The organism is Pseudoalteromonas sp. J010 (genome assembly GCF_003934235.1).
Taxonomy (GTDB): Bacteria; Pseudomonadota; Gammaproteobacteria; order Enterobacterales; family Alteromonadaceae; genus Pseudoalteromonas; species Pseudoalteromonas peptidolytica.
In genome coordinates this window covers 42,027-66,142 of the sequence record NZ_RDBW01000030.1, presented here as the reverse complement: position 1 = coordinate 66,142, position 24,116 = coordinate 42,027, and the positions used below count along the sequence as shown (strand labels likewise).

Below are 24,116 nucleotides of genomic sequence, written 5' to 3'. Positions count from 1 at the left end.
ACTGTATTGTTGCCATCCATATCATCACGGAACTGCTCAACGGTAGCAATTTCAACGGTTTCACCAATTGTGATGTCGCCGCTATCTGGCTGCTCTTGGCCACTTAACATTTTAAATAGTGTTGATTTACCTGCGCCGTTTGCACCGATGATCCCAACAATTGCCCCTTTTGGTACGTTGAAATTCAAATCATCAATCAACAACCTATCTCCAAAACTCTTGCGTAGGTTGCTTACTTCAATCACTTGGTCGCCTAAGCGAGGGCCAGGTGGAATGAATAGCTCATTGGTTTCGTTGCGCTTTTGATAGTCGTTTTGCTGAAGCTCAGTAAACTGCGCCATACGTGCTTTAGACTTAGCTTGGCGACCTTTCGGATTTGAGCGCACCCACTCAAGTTCTTTTTCAATCGACTTTTGGCGTGCTTTTTCTGATTTTTCTTCTTGCTTCAAACGTGCATCTTTTTGCTCAAGCCATGAAGAGTAATTACCTTCCCATGGAATACCGTGACCACGGTCAAGCTCTAAAATCCAGCCTGCGACATTGTCTAGGAAGTAGCGGTCGTGGGTAATTGCTACCACAGTGCCTTCATAGTCATGCAAGAAGCGCTCAAGCCACGCGACAGACTCCGCATCTAAGTGGTTCGTTGGCTCGTCAAGAAGTAGCATATCAGGCTTTTCAAGTAGCAAGCGGCAAATAGCAACACGACGCCTTTCACCCCCTGATAGGTGCTCAATTTTAGCATCCCACTCAGGTAAACGTAGGGCGTCAGCAGCACGTTCGAGTGCATTGTCTAAGTTATGACCATCATGTGCTTGGATAATTGCTTCAAGCTCGCCTTGTTCTTTTGCTAGTGCATCAAAATCGGCATCTTCCATTGCATATTCAGCATACACTTCATCTAATCGAGTCAATGCACGCTTAACTTCACTAACTGCTTCTTCTATTGTTTCGCGAACGGTCTTGCTTTCATCTAATACAGGTTCTTGTGGTAAGTAGCCAATCTTAGTACCTGGCTGCGGACGTGCCTCGCCCTCGAACTCTGTATCAACCCCTGCCATAATACGTAGTAAAGTTGATTTACCCGCACCATTTAGACCTAACACACCAATTTTAGCGCCAGGAAAAAAGCATAAAGAAATGTCTTTGAGGATAGTGCGCTTAGGCGGCACAACTTTGCTCACCCGCGACATGGTATAAATATATTGAGCCATGAGTTTCCAATCTCTTTTTTGATTTAGACGTATTTTAGAGAAAGCCTTGACGGGCTGCAATGTTGATAGGTCATAACGCTTAAAAAACCACAATGAACGTCAGCTTAGTTAACTGTTGTAATTTTTTATTTACCTTTTAATAAGTTAAACAATTGAACTGTTTATATATACAGTTAATGTTTGTAAGTTTCTCATTAGTAGGTCATTTTTGACCTGTTTCGCAACCTTAAAATCGCTATTATATCACTACGCTGAAGAAAGTTATCGGATGAAGATGTTAACAGCGTTGTGGGGTTATTGGAATTAAACCCTGTTGGCAAGGATGAACGACTACGTTGTTTTCGCTTCTCAGTAAAGGTTATACCAATTTGACTTAATACTTGCTCAATTTGAAGGAGTAAATCTGACGCTAACAGCGTTAAAAATTTCTCATTTAGAACAACTAAATAGCAAAATTTTTGCCTAGTTATCGACAAGATTTTCTCGCCTCAAAATAGACCATTTAATTAAGCAAATTGGTATTAACTCAGCTAAGCAGAACAAAATTTCACTAGTCGTGTTTATTTTTTGAGGTAAGGAGAACTATGACACTTATAAACACAGCCACATCCAGACTGGTGGGTCAAATCAAGCCTGCACCTACAGGAGCAGAAATACTGCGTGTTGCACGCAGGCTCAGAGGCTATACACAAGCCGAGTCAGCGGCTCACTACGGTATTGAAGAGCGCACATTAAGACGCTGGGAAAATAGGGAATATAGCCCTCGCTGGAATGACGTGATTGGCCTAGTTGAAGATGTTTACTTACTCGATATTTTAGAAGTGATAGGAAAAATTCACGATGAACAAACAAGTGACAATTAAACAAGTTCGTACCGCGCTTAAACGTTGGGGTAAATTTTGGTGTGCCAAAGAGTTAGGTAAGGGGTTTAGCCGTCAGGCAGCGACAGAAGCGATAGGAAGTGTAGCTAGTCGTAACATGAGTGCAGAGCAGATCCATGTCCCAGATGAAATAGCGCAGTTGAGTGCCTCTATCGAGCTATTAAGACCAGAGTGTAAGCGAGCCATTCGAGCAAAATATATGATGCACAGTAGCGCCGTAAACGCAGCCAAACTACTGGGCTTTGATAGTAAGCGTTCTATGGAGTTTTGGTTACTTAAGGCCGAGCAGAGTTTAATGGTTAACTTGTCTGCACAATAGAAAAAGAGGGGGATTGTATGTCAGTGATGAATACAGTTGAGCAAATCAAAAAACATGAGGGATTTCGGCGATTTCCTTATTTGTGTACAGCAGGAAAGCTAACCATAGGCTACGGACGCAACCTAGACGATAGCGGAATAAATGAAGATGAAGCAGAGTCATTGCTTGCCAGTGATGTTGAAAACGCAAAAGCGGCAGTGTCACGCAGAATTAATACGCAGCACTGCAATGAAGCAAGGATAGCGGTGTTAGTCAATATGGCGTTTAATCTCGGAGTGACCGGTTTGCTTAATTTTCGCCGAATGCTGCAAGCAGTAGAAAAAGGTGACTTTGAAACCGCTGCGCTTGAAATGCTAGACAGTCGCTGGGCAAAACAAGTGCCAATACGAGCACAAGAATTAGCACAGCAAATGATTTGTGGAGAGTGGCAAGCATGAGTCTACTGGCAAGTCTGTTTTCAGCTAAAACCGTGGCACCTATCGAGGCCATTGGTAATATCTTGGATGAGTTATTTACCAGCGAAGAAGAGGTGCTAAAACAAGAGCACCTCAAAGCGAGGCTGATAGCAAAGCATGCGCTAGTACAAGCGCAGATCAACCAAGTACAAGCCTCACATCGCAGTGTTTTTGTTGCCGGTGCTAGACCTTTTTTGATGTGGGTATGTGGGTTTGGCTTTTTATTTTCATTTGTTGTTAATCCTATCTTGCAGTGGTTAGTACCGGAGCAGGGCACACCCGATTTACCGTTGGATGTCATGCTGGAATTAACACTTGCCATGTTGGGGCTTGCAGGGTTACGCACGGTGGAAAAAGTAAAAGGAGTGAGTAAGTGAATCACCCAGAACAATGGCAGATGAAAAAAGAGTTGAATCTGGCTCATATTTTAACCACCATCGTCTTGCTGGTGTCTAGCATTATTTATCTGGGGGATTTAGATAAACGGATCACGACCAATTCTCAAGCGCTTGATCATCTCAAGCAAATTCGCAAGGAAGATCAAAAGCGTATAGAAAAACGCTTAGATTCCATAGACAAAAAACTTGATACCTTATTAAGCGCGCGGCGCAAAGAATCTTAGCAGCAAAGCTACTTCGGCAGAGCTTTTTATATCCAACTTAATTTACAAGGAGAGTAGCATGAATAATGCTATTGATCTGACGCGCCTATCTGCACCAGAGGTGCTTGAGACTGTGAGCTATGAGACTGTTTACCAGCAATTAGAGGCGCAGCTACAGCAGCACTTCCCTGATTACCCGTGGTTGCCTTCAGATCCAGCAATTAAGTTGATGGAGCTGTTTGCCTACCGAGAAGTGATACTTAGGCAGCGCGTAAATGATGCAGCGCAATCAGTTATGGTTGCTTATGCTAAAGGGTCAGACCTAGATCACTTGGGCGTCTTATTTGGCGTGCCGCGAGAGGAAAATGAGCCTGACGAACGTTATCGACTCAGGATCCCATTGTCGTTAGAAAGCCACTCAATGGCGGGGACAAACGGCGCCTATCAATATCATGCTTTTACCGCTTCTGCGAAAGTGAAAGACGTATATGTTGAGTCAAGCTTACCCGGTATTGTCGAGGTGTATATTTTGCCAGTAGCAAGTGTTGAGACACTGCACGAAAAAGAAGCGCTACGTACCGAGGTATTGCGATACCTAAATAATGAAGATGTTAGACCGCTTACTGATTTGGTCAGAGTCCATTTGGTAGAGCCAACACAATACACGATTGAAGCTGATATTTACTTTAACGCAGGAATTAATACTGAGCAGGTCAAAGTAGCGATTAACCAAGCGGTTAATGCGTTTATTCAGTCTCATTATTTACTAGGTAAAGAAGTACCAAGCTCAGGTCTCATTGATGCGCTACACCAAGGAGGGGTCAGAAAAGTCAAATTGCACACAATGAATGACGATATTGTATCTACTGTGAAAGAGGCGGCTTTTTGTCGCACTATACAGCTGCACTTTCCAACAGAGTAAGGAGACTTATGGCTAATTATCATAAATTACTACCGCCAGGTACATCCCCACTGGTTTGTAAAATGGCAGAGGCAGTAGAGCGTGTACCTGAAGAGCTCAAAGTGCAGGCAACCATACCAGAATACATTGGCAGGCAATGGCACCCTGCAACCTGTCCAGAGGCGCTATTGCCTTGGCTTGCTTGGTCACTGTCAGTGGATGAATGGGACGAAAATTGGTCGCTTCAGACTAAACGCGCATTTATCGCCAACTCAGTTAAAGTACATAAACATAAAGGGACTGTAGGCGCGGTGAAACGAGCACTGGCATCACTTGGCGTCAGTGTAGAGTTTTTTGAGTGGTTTCAAGAGATTGATGATATTGCCATTGCGCCATATCAATCAAAGCAGCCGCATACGTTTATGTTTATTGCATGGGCGAATGAAATCCCCTACACCAGCGATGCTGTGGTGCTCAGCCCTGAGCTGTACCAAGCTGTAAGAGATGTTACAAACAGCACCAAGCCACAGCGTGCACACTTTGACTTTTTAGTTGGGGCAAAAATGCAGTTAGGCGTGCAAAGTGCGGCGGTCGCCAGTGGCATGCAAGTTGCGCGAAAAACGGCACACACGCAAGCTGTCAAAGCGCCAGCAGCGCAAGTGTCGGCGGCATTGGCCTTGGCAGGCACCAAACCCGTTGCGGCAACAAGCCAGTACATGAAAAGCATACCTGTGAATGCAAATATGCACACACGAGCACAACTGGCACTGCACCTTAATAACCGCCGTCACGCTGTAAGCCGTATTTATTTTACCAACGAGCAAAAGCTGCCAGCTGCCAAGATTGACTTGAGCTGTGCATTTGCAACCAGCTTACATATTAATAATCAACGTTTTCAAGTGGCAAGATTCTACTGCCACGCCTAATCATCGCAGCAATGCAATCAACAACCGTTATTGGAATAGCGACTACTTCACTTCTATTGATGTCATCAGCGTTTACCCAGCGGTAATACCGATTGGTATAGCCCATTGCTGTTATTTCGTACCGATATGTTGAAGCAAATTGGTATCACTCAACAAAAGGAGACAGGTGCTGTGAGCACGATTTTACGGCCGACGATCACCACCAGAGGGTTGGAAGCAGTATTTAACGCCCAAAAAAATGGCTTTCAAGCGAAGATCAGCAGAGTAGGGCTTGGCACAGGCAACTACACGCCAGATCAAGGGCGTAGCCAGCTGCAACAAGAAGTCCACCGCATTATGGTGGCCAGCGGTGAAGATAAGGGCAATGCCCAAATCCACATGAGTGTGATTGACGACACCGATCACAACTTTTGGGTCAATGAAGTTGGCTTTTACATCGAAAGTGAAGCAAATGGTCAACCCGAAGAAGTGCTTTTTGCGGTGTACTCTTCACCAGATAGACCCATTGCGTATAAATCGGCGGAAGTCGACTTATTACTGGCGTTTGATTTGGTCTTAACAGGGGTTCCTGCGGACTCGGTGACCATTGTCGACAATGGCGTCAATCTTAATATTCTTATCGCCCCAGAGCTTGCCAAGCTCGGCGCTGCACAAATCAATAATATGACCCGTCATCTTAAACAAAAGTTTGAACTGATGGCTAAAGGAATTTTATAGGAGCAATTTATGGCATTAGAACAAGATATTGCAAACCTGATACAGTCCACGGATGCGTTAACCGCAGTGGTTGACAACAAGGCACAGCAGTTGGATAGCCAAATGGCAGCGTTTGATGCGCGTATCGCAAAAAAAGAGCAAGATGTAGATGAATTTATCCAAGAAGCGATGCCAGAAACACGCTATGTACAAGATATTTTTATCGGTGGTTCAAAGGATTATTTTTATCCGGTGTGGTGGCGTTTTCCACATAATGCAGCAGGGGGGGTAAGCTAACGGTTGCTCGACACTACTCGTGGAATAGCGACACAAAACCACTCAATAGTACAAGTGGACACCAAGCCGGCTTACTACTAGAGCTAGAGGGAAATGCTCATGGGTGGAGTGGTGATGCTAAATTCATGCAAATCAAACGCTATCATCAAAGCTATAATGGAACCTTAAGCCATGTAAATTTCGCTATGTACTGTAGGCGCAGAAAAGTTAACTCAGATTTAGATTTGTACGGTGGTGGTGAAGAAGGTGATTTTGGCCCGGTTTGTCCAACTTTTAGCGGTTTATATTTGAGAGGTGGAGGACTAAGATACCGGATCATCAAAAACTGGAGGGGGAATGTTAATTACCATGAAGGACAAACGATGGATGAGAGAGAAATCGATACTGTTGTTACGAATACGGCATCTGTTCGCTGGTACGCAGAGCCAATTCCATTTGCCGAGCGTTTAGCGCCAACACTAAGCACCATTCCATACGCAAACCACCCCTATACACCACCGACAGCCTAAAGGAGTAAACATGGAAATAAAAACGTTAAGAATTGGCGATGATGAGCTGATTAATGTCCCTGCGGATGAAAAAACGCTGGCGGATTTGGGCATTGCCAATGCTGATATTCCCGCTATTTTAGCCGAGGCCAAACAAGCGCAGCTACTATCACAGTGTATGCACGCCAGAAGCTTTTCTTATCAAAGCGAATCAGACGGGCTGGCCTTTGATTATTTAGCCGCTTTAGCGGAGTTTGGTGAAAACAGCGAAGCGACTCAGGAGGCAAAAGCCGCGTGGCTACAGGCAAGAACCACAATTAAGGCTCGCTATCCAAAACCTGAATAACGAATATTTACAACCACATTAGGCTACTAAGCCCACCCTTTGGTGGGCTTTTTTGTGCCTGATTTACCACAGAGCTAACGCTCAATCGTTTTAATAAACAACTTTAACCATATGGAGAAAAAATATGGCACTAGAGCAAGATATTGCCAACCTGATTGAGGCGTCAAACGACCTCACCGCAACCGTCGATAATAAAATTCAAGATATTACGGCGACCTTAAATAACAGCGTGCTTGATGCCAAAAATAAAGTGAATGCGGAGCTGGGTCAAATAGACCAAAGGTTTGACTCTGCTCGTAAGCAACAGTCCCATTTTCGTGTGACTAAAAACCAAGCACTAATTCCCAATGAAGAAGGGACTTTTCCACTCTTCTGGAGTGGCGGTTATGTCAAAGAGGCGAGATTCTTAGAAACGGTGACGACCGGGGTAGAAGCAGAACAACGCACACCACTTGCCAGAGAATTTCTACGCGCTATCAACTCTGATACCAAATACTTTGCGGGTAAATTTAACATCTGGGAGCTGGAATATTATCCCAATCGTCGAGGCGAGAATGCACATCTAGCTGCGTATTTAATGTATCAGTACTTTAGAGCGCCTACCGTAGTAACAGCAGCAGCGGTTGTAAAGCATATTCGAGGGACAGTACCAAGTAATTGGTGGTGTGAAGGTTTAGAAGCAAATCAAGAAGCAAAGCTTTGCGGCGGCACTTTTTACCGTGGCCGAAATAAATACGGACACTGCCACCCTTACGTTCATGGTGAAGGTAAACCTGAGGATGAAACTGGCGTGATTCAAATTGCCCTTCCTGCCGTTGTAACAGGAGAAGTCCCCTTGGATGATTGGGGACAATTCGCCTATTTGGGTGATGCTACACAAAATGCTTACGATTAAGGAGAATAAAAATGGCAAAACTAATAGTAAATAACCAAGTTGTTGATAAGTTCTATGACCCTAGTACCCCACATTTTGTGACGCAAGAGTTTGTTGAAGACACATTTGGCGTGGAAACAACATTCACAATAGAGCTGAGTGAAGACGAGGCTGCGCTACAGAGCAAGCAATCTGCTCGTGAGAAAATAGCGCGACAGGTTGCAGACACTGACACACTACTAGGCACAACAGCAGACACGACACAGCTATTACTAAACGAGCTGAGCAGTTTAGTGACTTCGCTTAGCACCGCGCAGTCACTGGAAGATGTGCGAGCTTCAGTGAGTGGACTGAAAGAAAAAATTGGTCATATTCACACCGATGTGCAATCAGGAAGATTAGCTTTTCCATATCAAGTTAAAGGTGAAGCGCAAGTAATGCAGGAAATTACTGAGCGAGCCAATGGCGTGAGTCAAGCACTACAAACACGCGGGTGATAACACATAAATTGCACTCGACAGGCTATTGTTGAGTGCTGTTTTCAAAGCATTGGGTTCCTTATGTCTTTAATCAATTTTAGTGCCGTTGATCTTGGCCAACTACCGGCATCTGATTTACTTGCGCCGGTCCAATTTGACACTTTATACAATGAGCTCAAGCAAGCACTAGCGGCGGCTTGCCCTGATCTTGGCGAGCCCTTGCCAAGCGACCCATTAGCGAAGTTGATGGAGGTGTTTGCTTATCGAGAGTTGCTCTTACGTCAGCAAATTAATGAGGGCGCGCAGCAAGTGTTGTTGGCAAAAGCAACGAGCAGTGAACTTGATTATCTAGGCAATCGCTTTTTAGTCACTCGCGAAGTCGATGAAAGTGATGCTCGTTTTCGTCAGCGGATCCGGCTGGCACTTGAAGGATTTAGCACCGCAGGGCCAATTGGCGCATATTGTTTTCATGCGTTTAAAGCACTGCCTCAAGTAAAAGATGTTTTTGTGGAGTCCCCCGAATTTGCGCTGCTGCAAGTCGAACCGCCATTATCAGAGCTCGTTCCAGCGCAAACGAAATTGCTGCACTGTACCCATGCCGCTCGACTTCAAGATGCAGCGCCAGGGGATGTGGCGATAACGGTGCTCACAGATAGCGGTAATGGCATACCCAGCCAAGACGAAATAACAGCGATAACAGACTATTTATTCCAAGAAGAAATTAGGCCATTGACCGATAGACCAAGGATACTCGCCGCTGAGGTAAAGGAATTTACGCTTCATGCCAAATTGTATTTATATCCCGGCCCTGATGAGCAAAAAGTCAAAACGTTGGTCGAGCAGAGCGTGAAGCAGTGGTTGCAGGCGCATCATAAGCTTAATCACGATATTCGTATGTCTGGACTGTATGGCGCATTACATCAAACGGGCGTGCAACGTGTTGAGCTGGTCTCGCCAACCGAAGATATTATCAATGCGCCTTGGCAGGCAGCGTATTGTACGAAAGTGGAGGTAGAAATTGCAGGACGAGATATTTAATACCTTACTACCACATACGAGCACACCACTTGAGCACGGGCTGGCAAAAGCGTTACGCAAAGTCTCTAAAATTCCAGTACCGCTCGGTAGTTTATGGGATCCTTGGCGGTGTCCTGAGCACTTTTTACCTTGGCTTGCCGATGCGCTCAGTGTGGATTTTTGGGACAGTACTTGGCCTGCTGAAGTCAAACGTAAAATCATCGCCAATAGCGTACCAGATCACCGTATCAAAGGGACGGTCAGTGCAATCAAAAGCGCACTTTCCACGTTAGCGGCAAAAGTTGAGCTAAAAGAGTGGTGGCAACAAGACAATCCCAGTGACTTTGCGCCGCATTCGGCGCAGATAATCGCATTGGCAGCGCAAAACTTAGACCCAGCAGGCAATACACTGCTCACACCAAAATTACAGGCGCAGCTATGGCAAGCGGTGGTGATGACCAAACCATGTCGCAGCCAAATCAGCCTGAGCGTCGGGGTACAGCAAAGTGCCAGCTTGCTCGTTACTTCAGCAAGTCAATCGCTAAGCCTACAACGTAGCTGGATGCCCCAACATGCAGATAATGTTGAGAATATGACTGCGCTTGTGGTTGCCACGACAGCGGCTTCACACAGTATGGTCAAAGTATCAGGTAAGGTAAGTTCAGATCTTACCTCCGTGTCGAATATTTTTATTCAAGCGGCACCTTTTGCCATCCAAATGCAGCGCCAACAATTTTATTGTTACTAAGGCCTTTGCTACTTGCGTTTTGTTTTCCTGAGTGTGTTTTGGTCGCGGTGCTCGACCTGCCGCCAAGTGATCTAAGCAAAGGTTTAGCAACAATAAACCAAGCTTGCTCAGATGAACAAAAGCAAATTTGAGAGATAAGTAAACCCTAATCTTTAAGGAATGATTTATGGAACACTTTACGCCGCTCATCACGCAGGCGGGATTAAATGCGGCCGTTAATGCCAAGGCCAATGGCTTTACCATTGATATAAGTGCCATTGCGGTGGGGACGGCTGGCTATACACCTTCACGCAGCCAAACTCAGTTGCAACAAGAAAAAAACCGCGTTGTGATTGCTGGTGGGCAGGTTGTGGGAGATGGTCAATTTCATCTTACCGGTCATTTTCAGGACGATGAAGAGTATGCGGTGCGAGAGGTCGGGTTTTACCTTGCCGATGGCACCTTGTTCGCAGTGTGGTCTCACCCCCAAAACGTACTATTTTATCAAACACCTATCGCACAAATTATTCAAGGGTTTGACTTATTGCTCAGCGCCGTGCCAGCAGAGGCGATCACGATTAACACGACCGGCGACTTAAGGCTTTTTTATGCGGCAGAATTTCTCGACATGCTAGTGGCACAAACCCAGCAAATTAATGCACATATTCAAGCCAACCACAGGCAAATTCAATTTAACGACAGATTACTACAGCTAGGAGTGTAAAATGGCCGACTATCAGCCAATGACATTAGAGCAGCGCATCGGCGCACTGCAAGCCGAAAACGGCAAACTAATAGATTCAAATAATACCTTGACCCAAACCGTGGTGGGCAAAATGGGGGAGATTAACCATGCGCTGAGTGATGCGCAGCAAGATGTTAATGAAGCGATTGCTCGCGTAGAGTCCAAAACCGATCAAGCGATCCTTAATTTTGCAGATAGCCATTCGGATATAAAAATCAGTTATTACGATCAAATCGCTCATTCAAAGGCTTCACTAGAAATAACACCGGATCCAGAAGATGAATCGCGCTCTGAGTGGATGTTAGTGCCAACGACGAGTATTGGTTACCATATTTATCCAACCGTCGGTGCACTTACTAAAATTCATCTAGCTCATGGGTACTCATATTCGCCTGGGTACAGTGAAACGCCACAGTATGAGCGGGACTGGAGCGTAACCTATATGCAATTTGTTTTTGCGAACTCAGCGGCGACGAGTGTAGAGATCAATGCGCAATTGGATGCAAATAGCGTGAGTGTTAGAACTTTTGGAGGCTGGTGGAATGGTGCATCTACAGGCTCAATTCCTGTATTAAAGCTCTCTCAACATCATCCATACTCGAGGTTATTTGTACGATTTATTAACCGAACTTTTGTCCCTGCTAATACTTCAAATCCACCACAAAACATCGTTGAATTTGGCGGTAATGCAACATTTGCCGTAGACCGTGTAATTAACTATCCAAGAATTAAGGTGTAATGATGCAAGAGCAAATTCCTTCACAACAAGACCATTTAGCGACGCTCGCATATTTAGACAAGCAAGTAAAACGGGGGCAAATTGCCAGAGAAGTCGCAGACGCAGACTCTATTGTTGGTACTACATCAGACACCAGCCACCTTTTATTGGTTGAGCTTATTACATTGATTGATGGCTTGAGTAAAGCAACCACATTGGCAGAGATGCGCGCGGTGGCATCACAAGGGCAAACGCGTCTGGGCACGTTGGCGAATAAAGTACTAAACCGTGAAATTCAATTTCCCTATCAAGGTAAAGACATTGAGCGTGTGTATCAAGAGATAGCAGCGCGCGCAACGGGCGTAACCACCATACTCACTTCTTCAGAATAAGGCTTTTTATGGCAAATCAAACCATTGATCTTACGACTTTGCCTGCGCCTAACATCCTCGAACCACTTGACTTTGAAAGCCTATTTCAAGCGCGTAAACAGCGCTTTATTGAGCTTGCTCCTGAGTATAGCGATGCGTTAACACTAGAAAGCTCGCCGCTGGCGATATGTTTGCAAGTGGAAAGCTATCGTGAGTTATTGCTAAGACAGCGTGTTAATGAGGCCGCAGCGGCAAATTTACTGGCCACCAGCAAAGGGGCAGATCTTGAGCATCTTGGGGCATTTTATGGGGTATCGCGGTTGCCTAATGAGCAAGACGAAACACTTAGAGTGCGTATTCGCAATAGCACCATCGCGTCAAGTACCGCAGGCAGCGCAGCGCATTATCGTCATCAAGCCATTGAAGCGGCACCGGGGTTAATCAAGGACGTATCGGTACAAAGCCCAGGGGATGGGCTGGTGGTTGTCACGGTACTGGCAAAGTTGGACGCTGACGCCGAGCAGGTGTTAGCGCAAGTTAAAAACCGCTTGTTTGATGACTCAGTAAAAATGTTAACCGATACCTTAGAGGTCAACTTGGCAGAGCCGGTGTTGGTTGAGGTGAACGCAGAGCTATACCTAAACACCCATGCCTCGGAGCTGATTGTCGATAAGTTAAAGCACACGCTACAAGAAAAATGGCTGCAAGCCACGACGCTTGGTTGGGACTTAACGCCAAGCTGGTTACATGCTCAGCTTCATGGCACAGGGGTGCGACATATCGAGCTATTAACACCCACACAGTTAATTGATGTGGCCGCACACCAATATGTGATCCCAAGTGCTATCTCGCTTGTGCTAAAGCGGGGGTAATATGACCTTATTACCCCCTAATCACACCGAGCTACAGCAACGTTTACAGCAAAGTGTGACGGTGAGCGACGACATTGACCCGGGTATTTCATCTCTTTCTGGGTTTAAGGCAGAGCCACACATTAATTTGTTAATGTGGCTCGTATGGGAATATGGCTTAGAAGCAATTTTGCCATACTCCCAAGACCTACGAGAAACCCTCAAGCAAGGTTTGGTATGGCAGCGCCTGCGTGGCACTCCTAAAAGCCTAGACATGGCGCTGAACTGGCTTAATTTTGAAGATGCTGAGTTAGAGCTCACGCCTCCTGGTCGTCACTTTTATCGCTATCAACTCAGCGCTGGAAAAATTCCCGGTGACAAAGCCTTTAAAGATATTCATCAGTTGCTTGGGTTATCTGCGCCCGTCAGAGCCAAGCTCTCGCGTGTCTATCATGATTATGATGTGCGAGAGCTGCGATTATCCACGGGCGCATTTGGCCAACTGTTGTCGGATGTCTCTGGAGTGGCATTTTATGATGGTGAGCAAGTCTTGTGTAAAGCCAGTTTTGGTCGGCGTCATCAGCACGGTGTCGCACCCGGGCAGATCAACGCTGCAACACAGTTGAGCCGTACCCATAGCCAGCGCAACCACTACTTTAGCGCCAAGCGTTTGAGTGCATATAAGCTTAGCGACAAAGACCCGTCACGCCTGCCTGTCAGCACGGCAAGAGTGCGGCTTTTATCATCGCATCGGGTGTGGTCAACACGCTCGTGGCAGGGTAAATGGCAACAGCGCTGGGTAAAAGCAGATAATCTCTCAGGCAGGCCACTTAGCGCCACTATCAAACACTGGCAACATCGGCAGATGATGCCGTTATCCACTTCCATCGCTACCACAGGGCGGCTCAATGTTCACTGTAGTCATTTTGAGGTAGTACTTCCCGAATAAACGGAATAAACAATGCAATCTTCACACTTTGCCCCTGTTGTATGGACTACACAGGGGCTTGCTAAGTTGACTGAAGCCATAGAGCAAGGACAGCCTTTTACACTCACACACCTGTCAGCAGGTAGTGGCGGCTACCGTCCTTCTGAGGGGCAGACGCAACTGCAACGACAACAGCAAAAAGTACCTATTTTACAAGCCGAGCAGTTAACCACCACGCAAGTCCGCTTTAGTGCCGTATTTGAAGGAGAGGCCGAATACCCAGTAAAAGAGCTGGGGGTGTGGTCTGATAACACACTTGTTGCGGTGCATAGCGCCAGTGGTGAGGTGCTCAATCACAAAAGCAAAGACGTAGCCTGGCTAGAGATTATTTCGCTTAACCTCGCAGCGCTGCCTTCACAGCAAGTTAGTTTTGCAACAGGGGTGCTCAACACCAATATTTTTATGGCAAAAGAGCTGGCGACGTCTGTTTATGCACATCTGAGGCAGGGTAAAAGCCTAATTCAACAAGCCAACCAAACTTTGCAACTGGCGATGCGCCTAAGAAAAGCAAACATAGGATAATACATGACCATAGAAGCACAACTTGCTCAGTTGCAACAGGCCGCAACGGAGCAAACCGAAGCAAGTGTTCAACTTGCCAATAATATCACCGAAGGCCTACAAGAAATCGATCAGGTTAAGCAAGATATTGCCAAGGCGTATGATACGGTAAGTCAGAACAACCAAGCGCTGAATGATTGGCAAACTCAGTCAGGAAGCGTCAACCTTAAAGACCTAAACGGCAACAGCCACACACTGCCAACCCTAAAATCACTAGTTGCTGATGCACAAAGCGTTAACCCAAATCCCCATGTCATGACCAAAGCCCAACTTGACGCACTTCGCGATATACGTAAACAACAATATGCAGGCAGTGGGTTTGTGGAGTGGGGGTTTGGACATGCTGCGAGTGTTGCAGTAAATTTTGGTATGTGGACATATCGAAACCAATTGAACTTGGGACGTTCAGGTATACAAAGCGGCTGGTTTGGTTCTGATAAATCGTCCACTCCTTTTCCGAGAGTATTGGTTGATGGTGTATTAATTGACTTGCAAACTGTAGATTATCCGGATGGGATTGTGATTTGTAAATTTCCTCCTGCTCCCGACGGCACCAAAACCTATGATTCAGCTTCTGGCACCGTCACCCAGCATAGTAATGCTGAAGCCGCATTTGCAGCAGAAACCGAGACCAATAAGGTGATCACCTCTCGTAAAGACTTAGTATTTCTGGAGGCTTGGCATGAGAAAGTCGCTGAAAAAGACGTCGTGTATCCGCTTGGCAATGTGCAATATGGCGCAAATAACTATAAGGGCATTGCCCTTCTCAATAATCTTGTAGTACAAGGGTACTCAGCCTTTGGTGAATGGGATAGCGCAACCAAAGGGTATGGCATCAAGTGGTCATCGCTAACGGAGGCGCAAAAGGCTACTTTCCTAGGCGAGCCGGAACATAATATTTATTACGATCCAGAAGCCAAAGCGTATATTCAGGTTAGGTATCGAGTTAGGGTTGTTGAGGGGCTTGGGAATGATTGGAGGGCGGTAGAAGCTAATACTGCAGGCGTCCTATGCTACGACTTACACTATCGTGTCGGCAAGCAAGGCGTTAAAGTGGAAACGAGTTCATATGTCCCTCATAATTCCTCAAATGGTTACTTTTCATCAATAAGCCCTTACTCCCTTTTAAAAAGCGACCTTGGTGTATTTCATGCCGTTGAAGGTATAAATAGCAATAAATTTGGTCACAAAGGACTGTGTTATGCCTTACCGATCGCCCTCGTACAGCGTTTAAACCAAGGGGCTTATCATCCGACTTATAACCCTATGGGGACTGGTAGGCGACGTATTAGTGGAGGATATTATTATAGGTGGTATGAACGGCATGTACAATTAACTCCAATCAATTCAATTTATGACTGCTTTAGTCGACTGGCAAATAATGGAGGTGGAAACATGGGAGAGCATGGCTTAGCTGTGATCTCCGGTGGCCTAGAATATTGTGGTCGTCCTGATCAATACAAATATCATGACGCAATCTACGCAGGCCAAGTTGAAGATTTGCGCCTAAGTGCGAAAAAGCTAGATGTTAACGCGTTACGTGAAGAAACTATGCGTAAAGCGGTTGCGGGGACATTACGCGGGAAGAGCAAAGTACCTTTTACTCACATTAAAAAGGCCGGCTCTTTTACAAAGCAAAGTGATACGGCTTATGAGACTCATAGCAGTTTTAACCCCTCACAATGGCGTTTGTCTTTTGAAGTTTCCAACTCAACGTTCGGTAATAGTGGTAGTAGTTTCAATGGTTATAAAACAGGTGCAGATAAGCCTAGCGGTGATTGGGTATACTATGTCGGCAGTAATGGTCAGTCGTTTTTGTCAGCAAGTATTGTGCACTTCTCTTATGGAGAAAATCAGCATTATTTCTTGCCTTGGATTGAGGATGATATTAACGGGAAAACACTTACTTCAGTACGAGAGTCAATTAGGCAGCAGGTTGATGAGTTTTTCCCAATAGGAACGGATATTGATGTATATGTGATTAAAGCAGATGAAATCGATGCTGAATTCGACTCACTCCCTTGGGTCGATATCATCGGCCACCCTGAAAACATCGCTGCAACCTTCCCAGACGGTGTGGTTGGACAGTGGATACCCACTATCCCAGATGGCACAAGTAAAAGTTATCAATTAAATAAAAAAGCAGTGTCAACGTCGCCAACTCTCTATGTAACTGAAGATAATGGCAGTACATGGATCAAAACGGATTCAACAATTCATCCTTATGCAAATATTCGCAATGTAGCTCCTTCTGCTGGAAAAGTTGAACTATGGTGTTACGAGGCAAAAGCCAAGTTCACAGAAGCAGCATCACTTTCAAAGCTGTTAAATATATCATCAGATGTTTGGAGTGGTAACTATTCTCAGCCATCTTTAGGTAATCGGTTAAAAGAAAGCTTGATAGATAAAAGTGGGGGAGCGGACAGGGATAACCCAAGAGGTTATTACAAACTGGAGTACAAAAATATGGATGATACTCATATCAGTACTCGAGTGGAGCACCAACCCAGACATACTCCAATTACTGATTTGTCACCGAATACCGAGGCTGTTAAAGCAATATACTCGATAGTGGAGAAAAATGGATTGATGTACTTCCAGCTTAATGGTACTGAACTTAAATACCAATATAAAGAGGTGCTACCAGTTAACTCGAGCATTTTACAGGCTTACAGTAAAGGCAAGCTATATCATTTTGTGGTTGGTGCATTCAAAGGACTGGTGGTGCAATTGCTAATGGATGTTACCTGCATAATGGAAGAAAAGTGTTACTTAAACAGCGAAGGAGAAATTGTCAGTTTTACAACAGGCAACGTAATCGGTATTGCATCAGGTGCAAAAGGCTCTTGGGGCGACGACCAAACCATCCCTATCATCAACGGGGAAAACACCAAAACCGACCTTAACGGCAACACCGTCAAAGTGTTCTGCCATCACACCCTATTCCCAATAGGTATTGCACACAATGGATAAGGAGCATGCGATGAATACTGAAATGGATAACTTCAGCACAGATGCAGTCGAGGCCTCGGCGGTGGGCTATGCAGACGTGCAAACAAAAATAATGCTGCGTCACCCTCAAGAGCAGATTGACGAAGTGCTACGACTTGCCATTGAGCAAGAAGAAGCAGCATATCGTGAGGCACATGCCGCGTGGCAGAGTGCAATGACAGAAGTGCAAGCACAAATAGCAGAGGCGCAAGCGCACAATGCTGCTAACCCAAATGAGCTAATGCCAGTGCCGCCGCTACCAGCGGAGCCGATGCTAGACTTGCAAGCGAGAAGAGCCTGCTATCGTGCTGCGCATGTGGAGGTGGATTTAGCACTAAGCACTGAAACCAAAGATGCACACATTGAGTACGACGACGACGCGCTTGTGGCTTATCACCACCCAGCCACGGTGTCGCACACCGCACAGCAACTAGCAGATACCAAGCGCGAGCGTTTTAAAAGCCAGCGCGCTGCCAAAGTGTCGTCAATTACGGTTGAAGTTGACGGCTTAACCTTTGACGGTGATGAGCAAAGCCAGCAGCGCATGGTTCGAGCCATCCTCTTGATGACAGAAAACGACACGCAGCGCTGGGTGCTTGCCAATAACGCTGTAGCTGATGTCACCAAAGCACAGCTTACGCAGGCTTGCTTACTTGCGGCCGCACAACAATCCGACCTGTGGATTGAATCTCACTAACCCTTTATACAAGCATGTATTTTCTCGCCGAGCCATATCCTTTGGCTCGGTTTCATTTCTGTAAGGAGTATTCCTTGGCCACTTTAACACAACAAGGCCGCAAGGCGCTTGCGCGGCTTTTGAGCCAGCAAGCTATTTATTTGGCATGGGGTAAAGGCGACCCAAGCTGGGACGACACCCTGTCGCCAACCCCAACCAATACCACTCAACTCACCAGTCTTATTGGTTATCGCAAGGCAAAGCAAATTCGCTATTGTGAACCTGATGAGCAAGGGGAGATCCAAGTGCCGAGCGGCAAGTTCAGCTTGACCGACACGCCCAGCCAGCATCTGTATTGCCAGTTTACCTATGACTTTGAAGATGGCTTAGGTGAGCATATTCGAGAGCTGGGCTTAATGCTGGGCACAACAGCAAAAGCCAACGTGCCCGCAGGCAAGTATTACCTCGCACCCGACGAAGTGGCGCAGCCCGGCGAGCWCATTTTATTAGAGCATCGCACGGCGTTATTTCGCGACCAAGGGGTACGCGAGACCTTTGAGTTTGTGATCAGWTTTTAAGAAGAAGGCAATGATAAAAGATTATTACCAACAATTTGATCCCGCCAAACAATATAGTCAGCTGTTGTTTCGGGCAAGCAAGGGCTTACAAAGCCGTGAGCTAAACGATTTACAGCTACAGTCTCAGCACCATGTAAAAGGCATTGCTGATGTCTTGATGAAAGATGGCGATGTAGTAAAAGGTGGTGATGTCGTCGTCGATAACACCCAGCAGCGTGCGACCATAGGGGCATCGTCGGTGTATTTACAAGGTGCGGTACATGATGTGCCAACGGCGCAGCTTGCCATTAGACTCGATAAATTAGAAGTTGTCGGGGTGTGGCTGGCAAAGTCTGTTGTTACTGAGCTTCACGACCCCGCGCTTAGAGATCCTGCCATTGGCGCCCATAACTTTGATGAGGCCGGTGCAGCACGGTTAAAAATATCGGGAGTATGGGGACTAAGTGATAGCCTTGACTACCCTGACAGTGACTTTTTCCCTGTTTATCAGATAGATCACGGCACGCTCATTGTTAAGCAGCCGCCACCGCAGCTCGACTCCATCACCAGTGCCCTTGCCCGTTACGACCGCGAGTCGAACGGTGGCAGTTATGTAGTCAGCGGTTTAAATGTCAGCTATCGTCAGACAAGTGCAACCCACCAGCATTTTAATGTGCAAGAAGGTAAAGCCCATATTAATGGCTATGAAATCGCATTTAATACCGCATTACCAGTTGCACTGGCCAATGATCCTGATGTGCGAGAGGTGATCAATGAACCGAGCCGGTTTATTGCCAATGACCAAGGGAAAATGCGTATCGACCTGGACTTTGCGCCGGTTCAGCGTATTGATCAAGTAACCGCAGAGGTGAAAAAGCGCACTGAACTTACCCGAGGACATGCACAGACTGGACAAAACACCGACCCATTTGATGATGACTCGGTGATTGAGATTATGGCGATTTCACAAAATGGTGTGGAATACCGCCAAGGTATCGACTTTATTTTCGTCCGTAATCACATTAGCTGGCGTGAAGGCGGAGATAAACCCGCCTCAGGCACAACGTACGATGTGATTTACACATACCGCCGCGCGGTGGAGGTCAATGCAGATGAAACTGGATTTTGGCTTGAACAGCATTTAAATGATGCAGAAGAAGTGCTGGAAAATGGCTTGATCGTGGTGGATTACCACTGGTATATGCCACGGATTGATTTATTGGTGTTAACACCAAGTGGCAGCGTTGAGCGGATCAAAGGCGCACCAGATAGAATTAACCCACAAGCGCCTTTGGTGCCTCATCAGCATTTGGGTCTTGCACAAGTGCGTCAGCATTGGGGTAGCGCACCACCGCAAATTCAAAATATTGCAATTGAAGCCGTACAAATGACCGATTTGGCACTGATGCAGCAGCAAATATCCGATTTGTATCAGTTATTGGCTATTGAGCGGCTTCGTAACGACACTACGGCACAAACACCTGCCAGCAAATATGGGGTGTTTGTTGATCCGTTTTTAGATGATGACATGCGTGATGTGGGGCTAAGCCAAAGTGGCTCTATAGTGGATGGTGAATTGATGTTACCGATGAGCGCTGATGTCACCCAGCTGGCGCAAACACAGACCCTGTCGTTACCATTTGATCTTGAAGATGTGTTGGTACAAGAAAGCCGTACAGGGGAGATGAAAATCAACCCTTACATGGCATTTGAGCCTATTCCTGCGGACGTCACCTTAACCCCCAGTGTTGACCACTGGACACAAACTCAAACGCAATGGACAAGTCCTATTACACGCCGCTTAACTCAAGGTGGGGGGCGCGTGCGCCGTGTTGTTGAACATACCACAACCGAGCGAGTGGGAGTGAGACGTCAGCAAGCTGAGTTTTTGCGTTCTCGTTGGGTCGATTTTGCTATCTCAGGGTTTGACTCTGGTGAGCAACTTGACTCTTTACTGTTTGATGGGATTGAAATTATTTCAGAGGTACAAGCATGATCCAAGCAAATACGCGCGGTGAGTTAACTGGTCGATTTAAAGTACCAAATAACGTGCCCGCAGGTACTAAGTTGGTGCGTTTTATTGGCAAGCAAGGCTCCGCAGGCAGCGCCAGCTATACCGGTAGCGGCATCATAGAAGTCGAAACGCTACGCCGCGTCAATAACATTATTACTCAGCGCTTTGACCCACTTGCACAAACCTTTATTTTGGAGCAGTCACGCTTTATTGCGGGGGTTGAACTGTGGTTTACCGCCAAAGGGCCAGAAGCCGTTGAAGTGCAAATTCGTGAAGTAGTACAAGGTATTCCTACCCAAACTGTGCTGGCCAGCAGCAAGATAAATAGCGATGAGATAAAGCTAAATGATCAGCCAACGCCATTTACTTTTACGCCAACTTTTTTAAATGCAGATCAAGAATATGCTTTGGTTGTGCTCACCGATGGTGCTGATCATAGTGTGGCGATTGCGGAGCTGGGCAAGCTTGACCAAGGGCATAATTGGGTTACGTCACAGCCTTATCAGGTTGGAGTGCTGTTGTCTTCAAGTAACGCAAGTACGTGGACGCCACACCAAGATAAAGATCTCACCTTTAGGTTAAAAGCCGCTAAGTTTACTGCGCCAAGCCTACGTGTGGAGTTAGGCTCTGTGGACGTTGAACAAGTAACCGATTTAATGTTGCTTGCAGTCGTGCAGCGCCCAAGTGCTGAAACTCAAGTTGCTTTTGAGCTTACCTACCCATCTGGCAATAAAGAAAAAGTGCTCAATGTACAAGAGTGGCAACCGAGCTCATTGGGCGAGACTATCACTGGCAAAGTGAAAGTCAGTGCTTTACTGACTGGTACGCAAACGCTAACCCCACTGCTATTTGCAGGAACCCAATGTGTACATGGGCAGGTTGCTGACGCTGGTGACTATATCTCTCGTGAATTACCGTGCCGACTCGGTGGCGATGTAATGGTGACATTTGAAGCCAATATTCAAAGCCACTCTGAAGTGCAGGTACTACTGCAAAAAGAAGCGCAGTGGTTAGCACTTGAGCTTGATAGTAGCAGTGTATTAACCGACGGCTGGCAGCAGTTTACATATCGCTTTAACGGTGTTGATACTGCCACAACAAGAGTCAAACTGGTTTTAAAAGGCACGCCTTCACAGCGCCCAAGGGTGCGTAATTTACGTGCATTTACCTTGTAGGAGGCGCATTGGACATTAATCAATTTACGCCTTATCAGCACTATCCACTCCCTCACCCAGAAAACTTACTTGAGCAAGATGTCCAGCGCTTGATTAACGCACTGCATGCGATTGACGGTGATATTCACCAACAACAACTTGCCAGTGCACAAGCGCAGCACGACATCAATAAACGCTTTAACAGGCTTCGACTTAATCAAGTATTGGGTGAATCTGTACTACCAATTTAAAGGACTTTAAGAGGAAATCATGGCAACAATTCAACAAGCCGTTCAAGTAATGGTCGACAAACTTGTCGCAGATATGAACGGTACAACCCCCCTAAGCGCAGAAGAGCAAACCTTAGTCAGCAATGCAATAACCCGCCTTACCGATAACGCCAAACTAGAGCAAGCCGTCGTTGCGGTTGCACAGGAGCATTTAGATGAGTCAACTCAACTTTTACAGCAAGTGGCAACCTCAGCACTGCACAATATCGACACCGCAAAAGCAGAGCTAGGCGGTGCAACTGCGGAGTTGGTAACAAGGGCAGCAAAGCTCGCTTTACTGGATCAAATAGCGCCGCTGGCACAACAAATTAGCACCGCGGTTAACCAAGCCAATACCGCAGCGCCAAAAACGCTGTTTGCATTAAACAACATTGAATTACCAAATAGCCACGCCAACTTTCGACGTTCAACAGCGGTTTTAGCCATTTATTGCAGTGATGGTAAGTCTTATCTAACCCGGCCAAGTATTACTGCAAATTCACAGATTGAAGCATGTCGTCTTGACCACATTGCAATAAACGAAACTGGAGACTCGACCTCAATATTGAAGTCGAGTTTTGTTTATAACAATGCTTTTGAGCAAAACCCAGAAACTAAGGTTTTTCAATATGGTTCTAGTGCTGCTGTGCCATTAGGGCTAAAAGCACAACCAAATGACGTCGAGTTTGAGGTGGTATACAGTACGCAAAAAACACAGGCGACAACTGTAGCAGAATATGGTGGCATATTTGTAGCTGGGCAGGGCTTTACTTCTCGTACATTGCCAAAGCAAAACCTCAACGTGCAAGATAAATATGGCATTGCTACTCGTACTAGTTATGCTCATGATGATGTTGCTGTGTTATATAACAACCAAAAACATTGCCTGGTGGTTATTGATGCAGGAACAAACTTGGTAGTGGAAAAATATCGTGATGGTAATCACATTACCAACGTTGCAATAATGAATGAGAGTCAATATCAGGACTACGTCAATAATGGCGACTTTACTACCTTAATTTTTATTGCCAATACATTGGCACAGCCCCATGGCATAAATCGCTACACTCACGTTGAGGATGCGTTGTCGAGCTATGCCCAAAATTACTTTGGTTATTTTGGCGCCATAGGTGGCGAAGTAAAAATGGCGGGTAATAAATATAATGCGCATTACTTATTTACCGCAGAGCAAAAGCTAGAGCCAGTTAATTATTGCTTTACAAGTAACAGTGAACCCTATCATACGGCCTATGGACCTTCTGAAGGCGAAGTGAATGTGGCACTGGAGCGACTTGATGGTGAATTATTAGGGTCATATTATTTTTGCTCTAGGGCAGATAACTGGGGGTATGATGGCGGCATTATCGCCACATCTATTCAAGCAATGAATCCCTATTCCAATATTGGCATCATCAATGAGCAATATCTTTATAATCGATATGGCCTTGCTAGAACATGCCGCGCAATTTAAGGAGTGAAAATGAAAACATATTATGATGAACAACAGGGCATGCGTATTAACGGTAACTTTTGGCAGGTGCACCCAGAAACAGGTAAGCCATGGGATACAGACTCAATAGCCGCCTTTATGGATAAAGTACAGGCACAAACTGACACCATTGATGGTGTTGACTCGTTAAGACAGCAGGTGATTGTGCGTATTAAGCAGCTTGCCTATAAACAATTGCAAGGGCAGCAGTGGCGAGTGGAGCGGGCTAAGGAGCGGGAGCTTCAAGCGACACTAAGTGGCAATGACGCAGAGGCGACTCAGCAACGCGACAATTTAAAAATCATTTTGGCGCAGCGAGAAGCACTGCGAGTAAAAAGCGATGAGCTAGAGGCTGAGGTACAGCGTTTGACCACTAAAGCTGAATTACTAGCGTATGTAATTGAGTTTTAAATACCAAGCAGGTCAGGATTGACCTGTTTTACTTCCTAAAAATCAGTAAGATACACCTATGCTTGAGAAAGTTAACAAGCACAGGTTTCCAATCTCCAAGGCC

At 45.9% G+C, this 24,116-nt stretch carries 30 protein-coding genes; 29 read left to right on the top strand and 1 reads right to left on the bottom strand.

Annotated features, from left to right (window positions below; genetic code table 11):
- The coding region (gene ettA, locus EAG18_RS16200) for an energy-dependent translational throttle protein EttA (protein WP_125253411.1) at positions 1–1,211 on the bottom strand (1,211 nt) is incomplete at its 3' end.
- Between the two features lie 584 nt (positions 1,212–1,795).
- Here ettA and EAG18_RS16190 point away from each other — a divergent pair.
- The 29 genes from EAG18_RS16190 to EAG18_RS16050 all read left to right on the top strand — a co-directional run bounded on the left by EAG18_RS16190 (position 1,796) and on the right by EAG18_RS16050 (position 24,013).
- Positions 1,796–2,074: a helix-turn-helix transcriptional regulator gene (locus EAG18_RS16190; protein WP_125253409.1), complete on the top strand. Its 279-nt coding sequence runs from the start codon at positions 1,796–1,798 to the stop codon at positions 2,072–2,074.
- Positions 2,052–2,411 carry a hypothetical protein gene (locus EAG18_RS16185; protein WP_125253408.1) on the top strand — a complete coding sequence of 120 codons (360 nt, stop codon included), beginning with the start codon at positions 2,052–2,054 and terminating at the stop codon, positions 2,409–2,411. Before EAG18_RS16190 ends, EAG18_RS16185 begins: the two co-directional genes overlap by 23 nt.
- 17 nt (positions 2,412–2,428) lie before the next feature.
- Entirely contained in the window at positions 2,429–2,848 is a 420-nt protein-coding gene (locus EAG18_RS16180; protein WP_125253407.1) for a glycoside hydrolase family protein, read from the top strand.
- A complete protein-coding gene (locus tag EAG18_RS16175; protein WP_176033118.1) occupies positions 2,845–3,243 on the top strand; it encodes a 3TM-type holin in 399 nt (132 codons plus the stop codon). Before EAG18_RS16180 ends, EAG18_RS16175 begins: the two co-directional genes overlap by 4 nt.
- Positions 3,240–3,488 carry a hypothetical protein gene (locus EAG18_RS16170; RefSeq protein ID WP_125253405.1) on the top strand — a complete coding sequence of 83 codons (249 nt, stop codon included), beginning with the start codon at positions 3,240–3,242 and terminating at the stop codon, positions 3,486–3,488. The genes EAG18_RS16175 and EAG18_RS16170 overlap by 4 nt, the downstream gene beginning before the upstream one ends.
- A gap of 58 nt (positions 3,489–3,546) precedes the next feature.
- Entirely contained in the window at positions 3,547–4,389 is an 843-nt protein-coding gene (locus EAG18_RS16165) for a baseplate J/gp47 family protein (RefSeq protein ID WP_125253404.1), read from the top strand.
- An 8-nt stretch (positions 4,390–4,397) separates the two neighbouring features.
- Complete coding sequence (locus EAG18_RS16160) at positions 4,398–5,294, top strand: phage tail protein I (protein ID WP_125253403.1); 897 nt, start codon at positions 4,398–4,400, stop codon at positions 5,292–5,294.
- A gap of 171 nt (positions 5,295–5,465) precedes the next feature.
- Positions 5,466–6,011, top strand: coding sequence for a phage tail protein (locus EAG18_RS16155; RefSeq protein ID WP_194086978.1), 546 nt, complete (start codon positions 5,466–5,468; stop codon positions 6,009–6,011).
- A 9-nt stretch (positions 6,012–6,020) separates the two neighbouring features.
- Positions 6,021–6,287 carry a hypothetical protein gene (locus EAG18_RS22425; protein WP_275557319.1) on the top strand — a complete coding sequence of 89 codons (267 nt, stop codon included), beginning with the start codon at positions 6,021–6,023 and terminating at the stop codon, positions 6,285–6,287.
- 125 nt (positions 6,288–6,412) lie between these two features.
- Positions 6,413–6,796, top strand: a complete 384-nt coding sequence (locus EAG18_RS22420; RefSeq protein WP_275557318.1) for a hypothetical protein — start codon at positions 6,413–6,415, stop codon at positions 6,794–6,796.
- A 10-nt stretch (positions 6,797–6,806) separates the two neighbouring features.
- Entirely contained in the window at positions 6,807–7,121 is a 315-nt protein-coding gene (locus EAG18_RS16145; RefSeq protein ID WP_125253402.1) for a hypothetical protein, read from the top strand.
- A 124-nt stretch (positions 7,122–7,245) separates the two neighbouring features.
- Positions 7,246–8,016: a hypothetical protein gene (locus EAG18_RS16140; protein WP_125253401.1), complete on the top strand. Its 771-nt coding sequence runs from the start codon at positions 7,246–7,248 to the stop codon at positions 8,014–8,016.
- Positions 8,017–8,027: 11 nt separating this feature from the next.
- Positions 8,028–8,492 (top strand): hypothetical protein, encoded by a 465-nt coding sequence (locus EAG18_RS16135; RefSeq protein ID WP_125253400.1) that lies wholly within the window; start codon positions 8,028–8,030, stop codon positions 8,490–8,492.
- 63 nt (positions 8,493–8,555) lie between these two features.
- Complete coding sequence (locus EAG18_RS16130) at positions 8,556–9,512, top strand: baseplate J/gp47 family protein (protein WP_125253399.1); 957 nt, start codon at positions 8,556–8,558, stop codon at positions 9,510–9,512.
- Positions 9,493–10,239 (top strand): phage tail protein I, encoded by a 747-nt coding sequence (locus tag EAG18_RS16125; RefSeq protein WP_125253398.1) that lies wholly within the window; start codon positions 9,493–9,495, stop codon positions 10,237–10,239. Before EAG18_RS16130 ends, EAG18_RS16125 begins: the two co-directional genes overlap by 20 nt.
- A 166-nt stretch (positions 10,240–10,405) precedes the next feature.
- Positions 10,406–10,942 (top strand): phage tail protein, encoded by a 537-nt coding sequence (locus EAG18_RS16115; protein WP_125253397.1) that lies wholly within the window; start codon positions 10,406–10,408, stop codon positions 10,940–10,942.
- A gap of 1 nt (position 10,943) precedes the next feature.
- Positions 10,944–11,702 carry a hypothetical protein gene (locus EAG18_RS16110; RefSeq protein WP_125253396.1) on the top strand — a complete coding sequence of 253 codons (759 nt, stop codon included), beginning with the start codon at positions 10,944–10,946 and terminating at the stop codon, positions 11,700–11,702.
- A 2-nt stretch (positions 11,703–11,704) separates the two neighbouring features.
- Positions 11,705–12,073: a hypothetical protein gene (locus tag EAG18_RS16105; RefSeq protein ID WP_125253395.1), complete on the top strand. Its 369-nt coding sequence runs from the start codon at positions 11,705–11,707 to the stop codon at positions 12,071–12,073.
- Between the two features lie 8 nt (positions 12,074–12,081).
- Positions 12,082–12,924 (top strand): baseplate J/gp47 family protein, encoded by an 843-nt coding sequence (locus tag EAG18_RS16100; protein WP_125253394.1) that lies wholly within the window; start codon positions 12,082–12,084, stop codon positions 12,922–12,924.
- Position 12,925: 1 nt separating this feature from the next.
- Positions 12,926–13,852, top strand: a complete 927-nt coding sequence (locus tag EAG18_RS16095) for a phage tail protein (RefSeq protein ID WP_125253393.1) — start codon at positions 12,926–12,928, stop codon at positions 13,850–13,852.
- 12 nt (positions 13,853–13,864) lie between these two features.
- Complete coding sequence (locus EAG18_RS16090; protein ID WP_125253392.1) at positions 13,865–14,413, top strand: phage tail protein; 549 nt, start codon at positions 13,865–13,867, stop codon at positions 14,411–14,413.
- A gap of 3 nt (positions 14,414–14,416) precedes the next feature.
- On the top strand, positions 14,417–17,425 hold the full coding sequence (locus EAG18_RS16085; protein ID WP_125253391.1) for a hypothetical protein: 3,009 nt from the start codon (positions 14,417–14,419) through the stop codon (positions 17,423–17,425).
- A 10-nt stretch (positions 17,426–17,435) separates the two neighbouring features.
- Complete coding sequence (locus tag EAG18_RS16080) at positions 17,436–18,140, top strand: hypothetical protein (RefSeq protein WP_275557317.1); 705 nt, start codon at positions 17,436–17,438, stop codon at positions 18,138–18,140.
- Positions 18,141–18,214: 74 nt separating this feature from the next.
- Positions 18,215–18,697 carry a hypothetical protein gene (locus EAG18_RS16075; RefSeq protein WP_125253389.1) on the top strand — a complete coding sequence of 161 codons (483 nt, stop codon included), beginning with the start codon at positions 18,215–18,217 and terminating at the stop codon, positions 18,695–18,697.
- Between the two features lie 10 nt (positions 18,698–18,707).
- On the top strand, positions 18,708–20,672 hold the full coding sequence (locus EAG18_RS16070) for a DUF4815 domain-containing protein (protein WP_125253388.1): 1,965 nt from the start codon (positions 18,708–18,710) through the stop codon (positions 20,670–20,672).
- Entirely contained in the window at positions 20,669–21,865 is a 1,197-nt protein-coding gene (locus EAG18_RS16065; RefSeq protein WP_125253387.1) for a hypothetical protein, read from the top strand. The genes EAG18_RS16070 and EAG18_RS16065 overlap by 4 nt, the downstream gene beginning before the upstream one ends.
- A gap of 8 nt (positions 21,866–21,873) precedes the next feature.
- Positions 21,874–22,095: a hypothetical protein gene (locus tag EAG18_RS16060; RefSeq protein ID WP_125253386.1), complete on the top strand. Its 222-nt coding sequence runs from the start codon at positions 21,874–21,876 to the stop codon at positions 22,093–22,095.
- A 19-nt stretch (positions 22,096–22,114) separates the two neighbouring features.
- Positions 22,115–23,584 carry a hypothetical protein gene (locus EAG18_RS16055; RefSeq protein WP_125253385.1) on the top strand — a complete coding sequence of 490 codons (1,470 nt, stop codon included), beginning with the start codon at positions 22,115–22,117 and terminating at the stop codon, positions 23,582–23,584.
- Positions 23,585–23,593: 9 nt separating this feature from the next.
- On the top strand, positions 23,594–24,013 hold the full coding sequence (locus EAG18_RS16050) for a hypothetical protein (protein ID WP_125253384.1): 420 nt from the start codon (positions 23,594–23,596) through the stop codon (positions 24,011–24,013).
- Positions 24,014–24,116: the final 103 nt, after the last annotated feature.

Excerpts from the sequence above, each read along its gene's own strand:
- EAG18_RS22425 (WP_275557319.1), top strand. The coding sequence starts at position 6,021 with ATGGCATTAGAACAAGATATTGCAAACCTGATACAGTCCACGGATGCG.
- EAG18_RS22420 (WP_275557318.1), top strand. The coding sequence starts at position 6,413 with ATGCAAATCAAACGCTATCATCAAAGCTATAATGGAACCTTAAGCCAT.
- EAG18_RS16085 (WP_125253391.1), top strand. The coding sequence starts at position 14,417 with ATGACCATAGAAGCACAACTTGCTCAGTTGCAACAGGCCGCAACGGAG.
- EAG18_RS16065 (WP_125253387.1), top strand. The coding sequence starts at position 20,669 with ATGATCCAAGCAAATACGCGCGGTGAGTTAACTGGTCGATTTAAAGTA.
- EAG18_RS16190 (WP_125253409.1), top strand. The coding sequence starts at position 1,796 with ATGACACTTATAAACACAGCCACATCCAGACTGGTGGGTCAAATCAAG.
- EAG18_RS16055 (WP_125253385.1), top strand. The coding sequence starts at position 22,115 with ATGGCAACAATTCAACAAGCCGTTCAAGTAATGGTCGACAAACTTGTC.
- EAG18_RS16160 (WP_125253403.1), top strand. The coding sequence starts at position 4,398 with ATGGCTAATTATCATAAATTACTACCGCCAGGTACATCCCCACTGGTT.
- EAG18_RS16105 (WP_125253395.1), top strand. The coding sequence starts at position 11,705 with ATGCAAGAGCAAATTCCTTCACAACAAGACCATTTAGCGACGCTCGCA.
- EAG18_RS16095 (WP_125253393.1), top strand. The coding sequence starts at position 12,926 with ATGACCTTATTACCCCCTAATCACACCGAGCTACAGCAACGTTTACAG.
- EAG18_RS16115 (WP_125253397.1), top strand. The coding sequence starts at position 10,406 with ATGGAACACTTTACGCCGCTCATCACGCAGGCGGGATTAAATGCGGCC.
- EAG18_RS16185 (WP_125253408.1), top strand. The coding sequence starts at position 2,052 with ATGAACAAACAAGTGACAATTAAACAAGTTCGTACCGCGCTTAAACGT.
- EAG18_RS16110 (WP_125253396.1), top strand. The coding sequence starts at position 10,944 with ATGGCCGACTATCAGCCAATGACATTAGAGCAGCGCATCGGCGCACTG.
- EAG18_RS16090 (WP_125253392.1), top strand. The coding sequence starts at position 13,865 with ATGCAATCTTCACACTTTGCCCCTGTTGTATGGACTACACAGGGGCTT.
- EAG18_RS16140 (WP_125253401.1), top strand. The coding sequence starts at position 7,246 with ATGGCACTAGAGCAAGATATTGCCAACCTGATTGAGGCGTCAAACGAC.
- EAG18_RS16135 (WP_125253400.1), top strand. The coding sequence starts at position 8,028 with ATGGCAAAACTAATAGTAAATAACCAAGTTGTTGATAAGTTCTATGAC.
- EAG18_RS16145 (WP_125253402.1), top strand. The coding sequence starts at position 6,807 with ATGGAAATAAAAACGTTAAGAATTGGCGATGATGAGCTGATTAATGTC.
- EAG18_RS16050 (WP_125253384.1), top strand. The coding sequence starts at position 23,594 with ATGAAAACATATTATGATGAACAACAGGGCATGCGTATTAACGGTAAC.
- EAG18_RS16130 (WP_125253399.1), top strand. The coding sequence starts at position 8,556 with ATGTCTTTAATCAATTTTAGTGCCGTTGATCTTGGCCAACTACCGGCA.
- EAG18_RS16175 (WP_176033118.1), top strand. The coding sequence starts at position 2,845 with ATGAGTCTACTGGCAAGTCTGTTTTCAGCTAAAACCGTGGCACCTATC.
- EAG18_RS16070 (WP_125253388.1), top strand. The coding sequence starts at position 18,708 with ATGATAAAAGATTATTACCAACAATTTGATCCCGCCAAACAATATAGT.
- EAG18_RS16180 (WP_125253407.1), top strand. The coding sequence starts at position 2,429 with ATGTCAGTGATGAATACAGTTGAGCAAATCAAAAAACATGAGGGATTT.
- EAG18_RS16080 (WP_275557317.1), top strand. The coding sequence starts at position 17,436 with ATGAATACTGAAATGGATAACTTCAGCACAGATGCAGTCGAGGCCTCG.
- EAG18_RS16165 (WP_125253404.1), top strand. The coding sequence starts at position 3,547 with ATGAATAATGCTATTGATCTGACGCGCCTATCTGCACCAGAGGTGCTT.
- EAG18_RS16100 (WP_125253394.1), top strand. The coding sequence starts at position 12,082 with ATGGCAAATCAAACCATTGATCTTACGACTTTGCCTGCGCCTAACATC.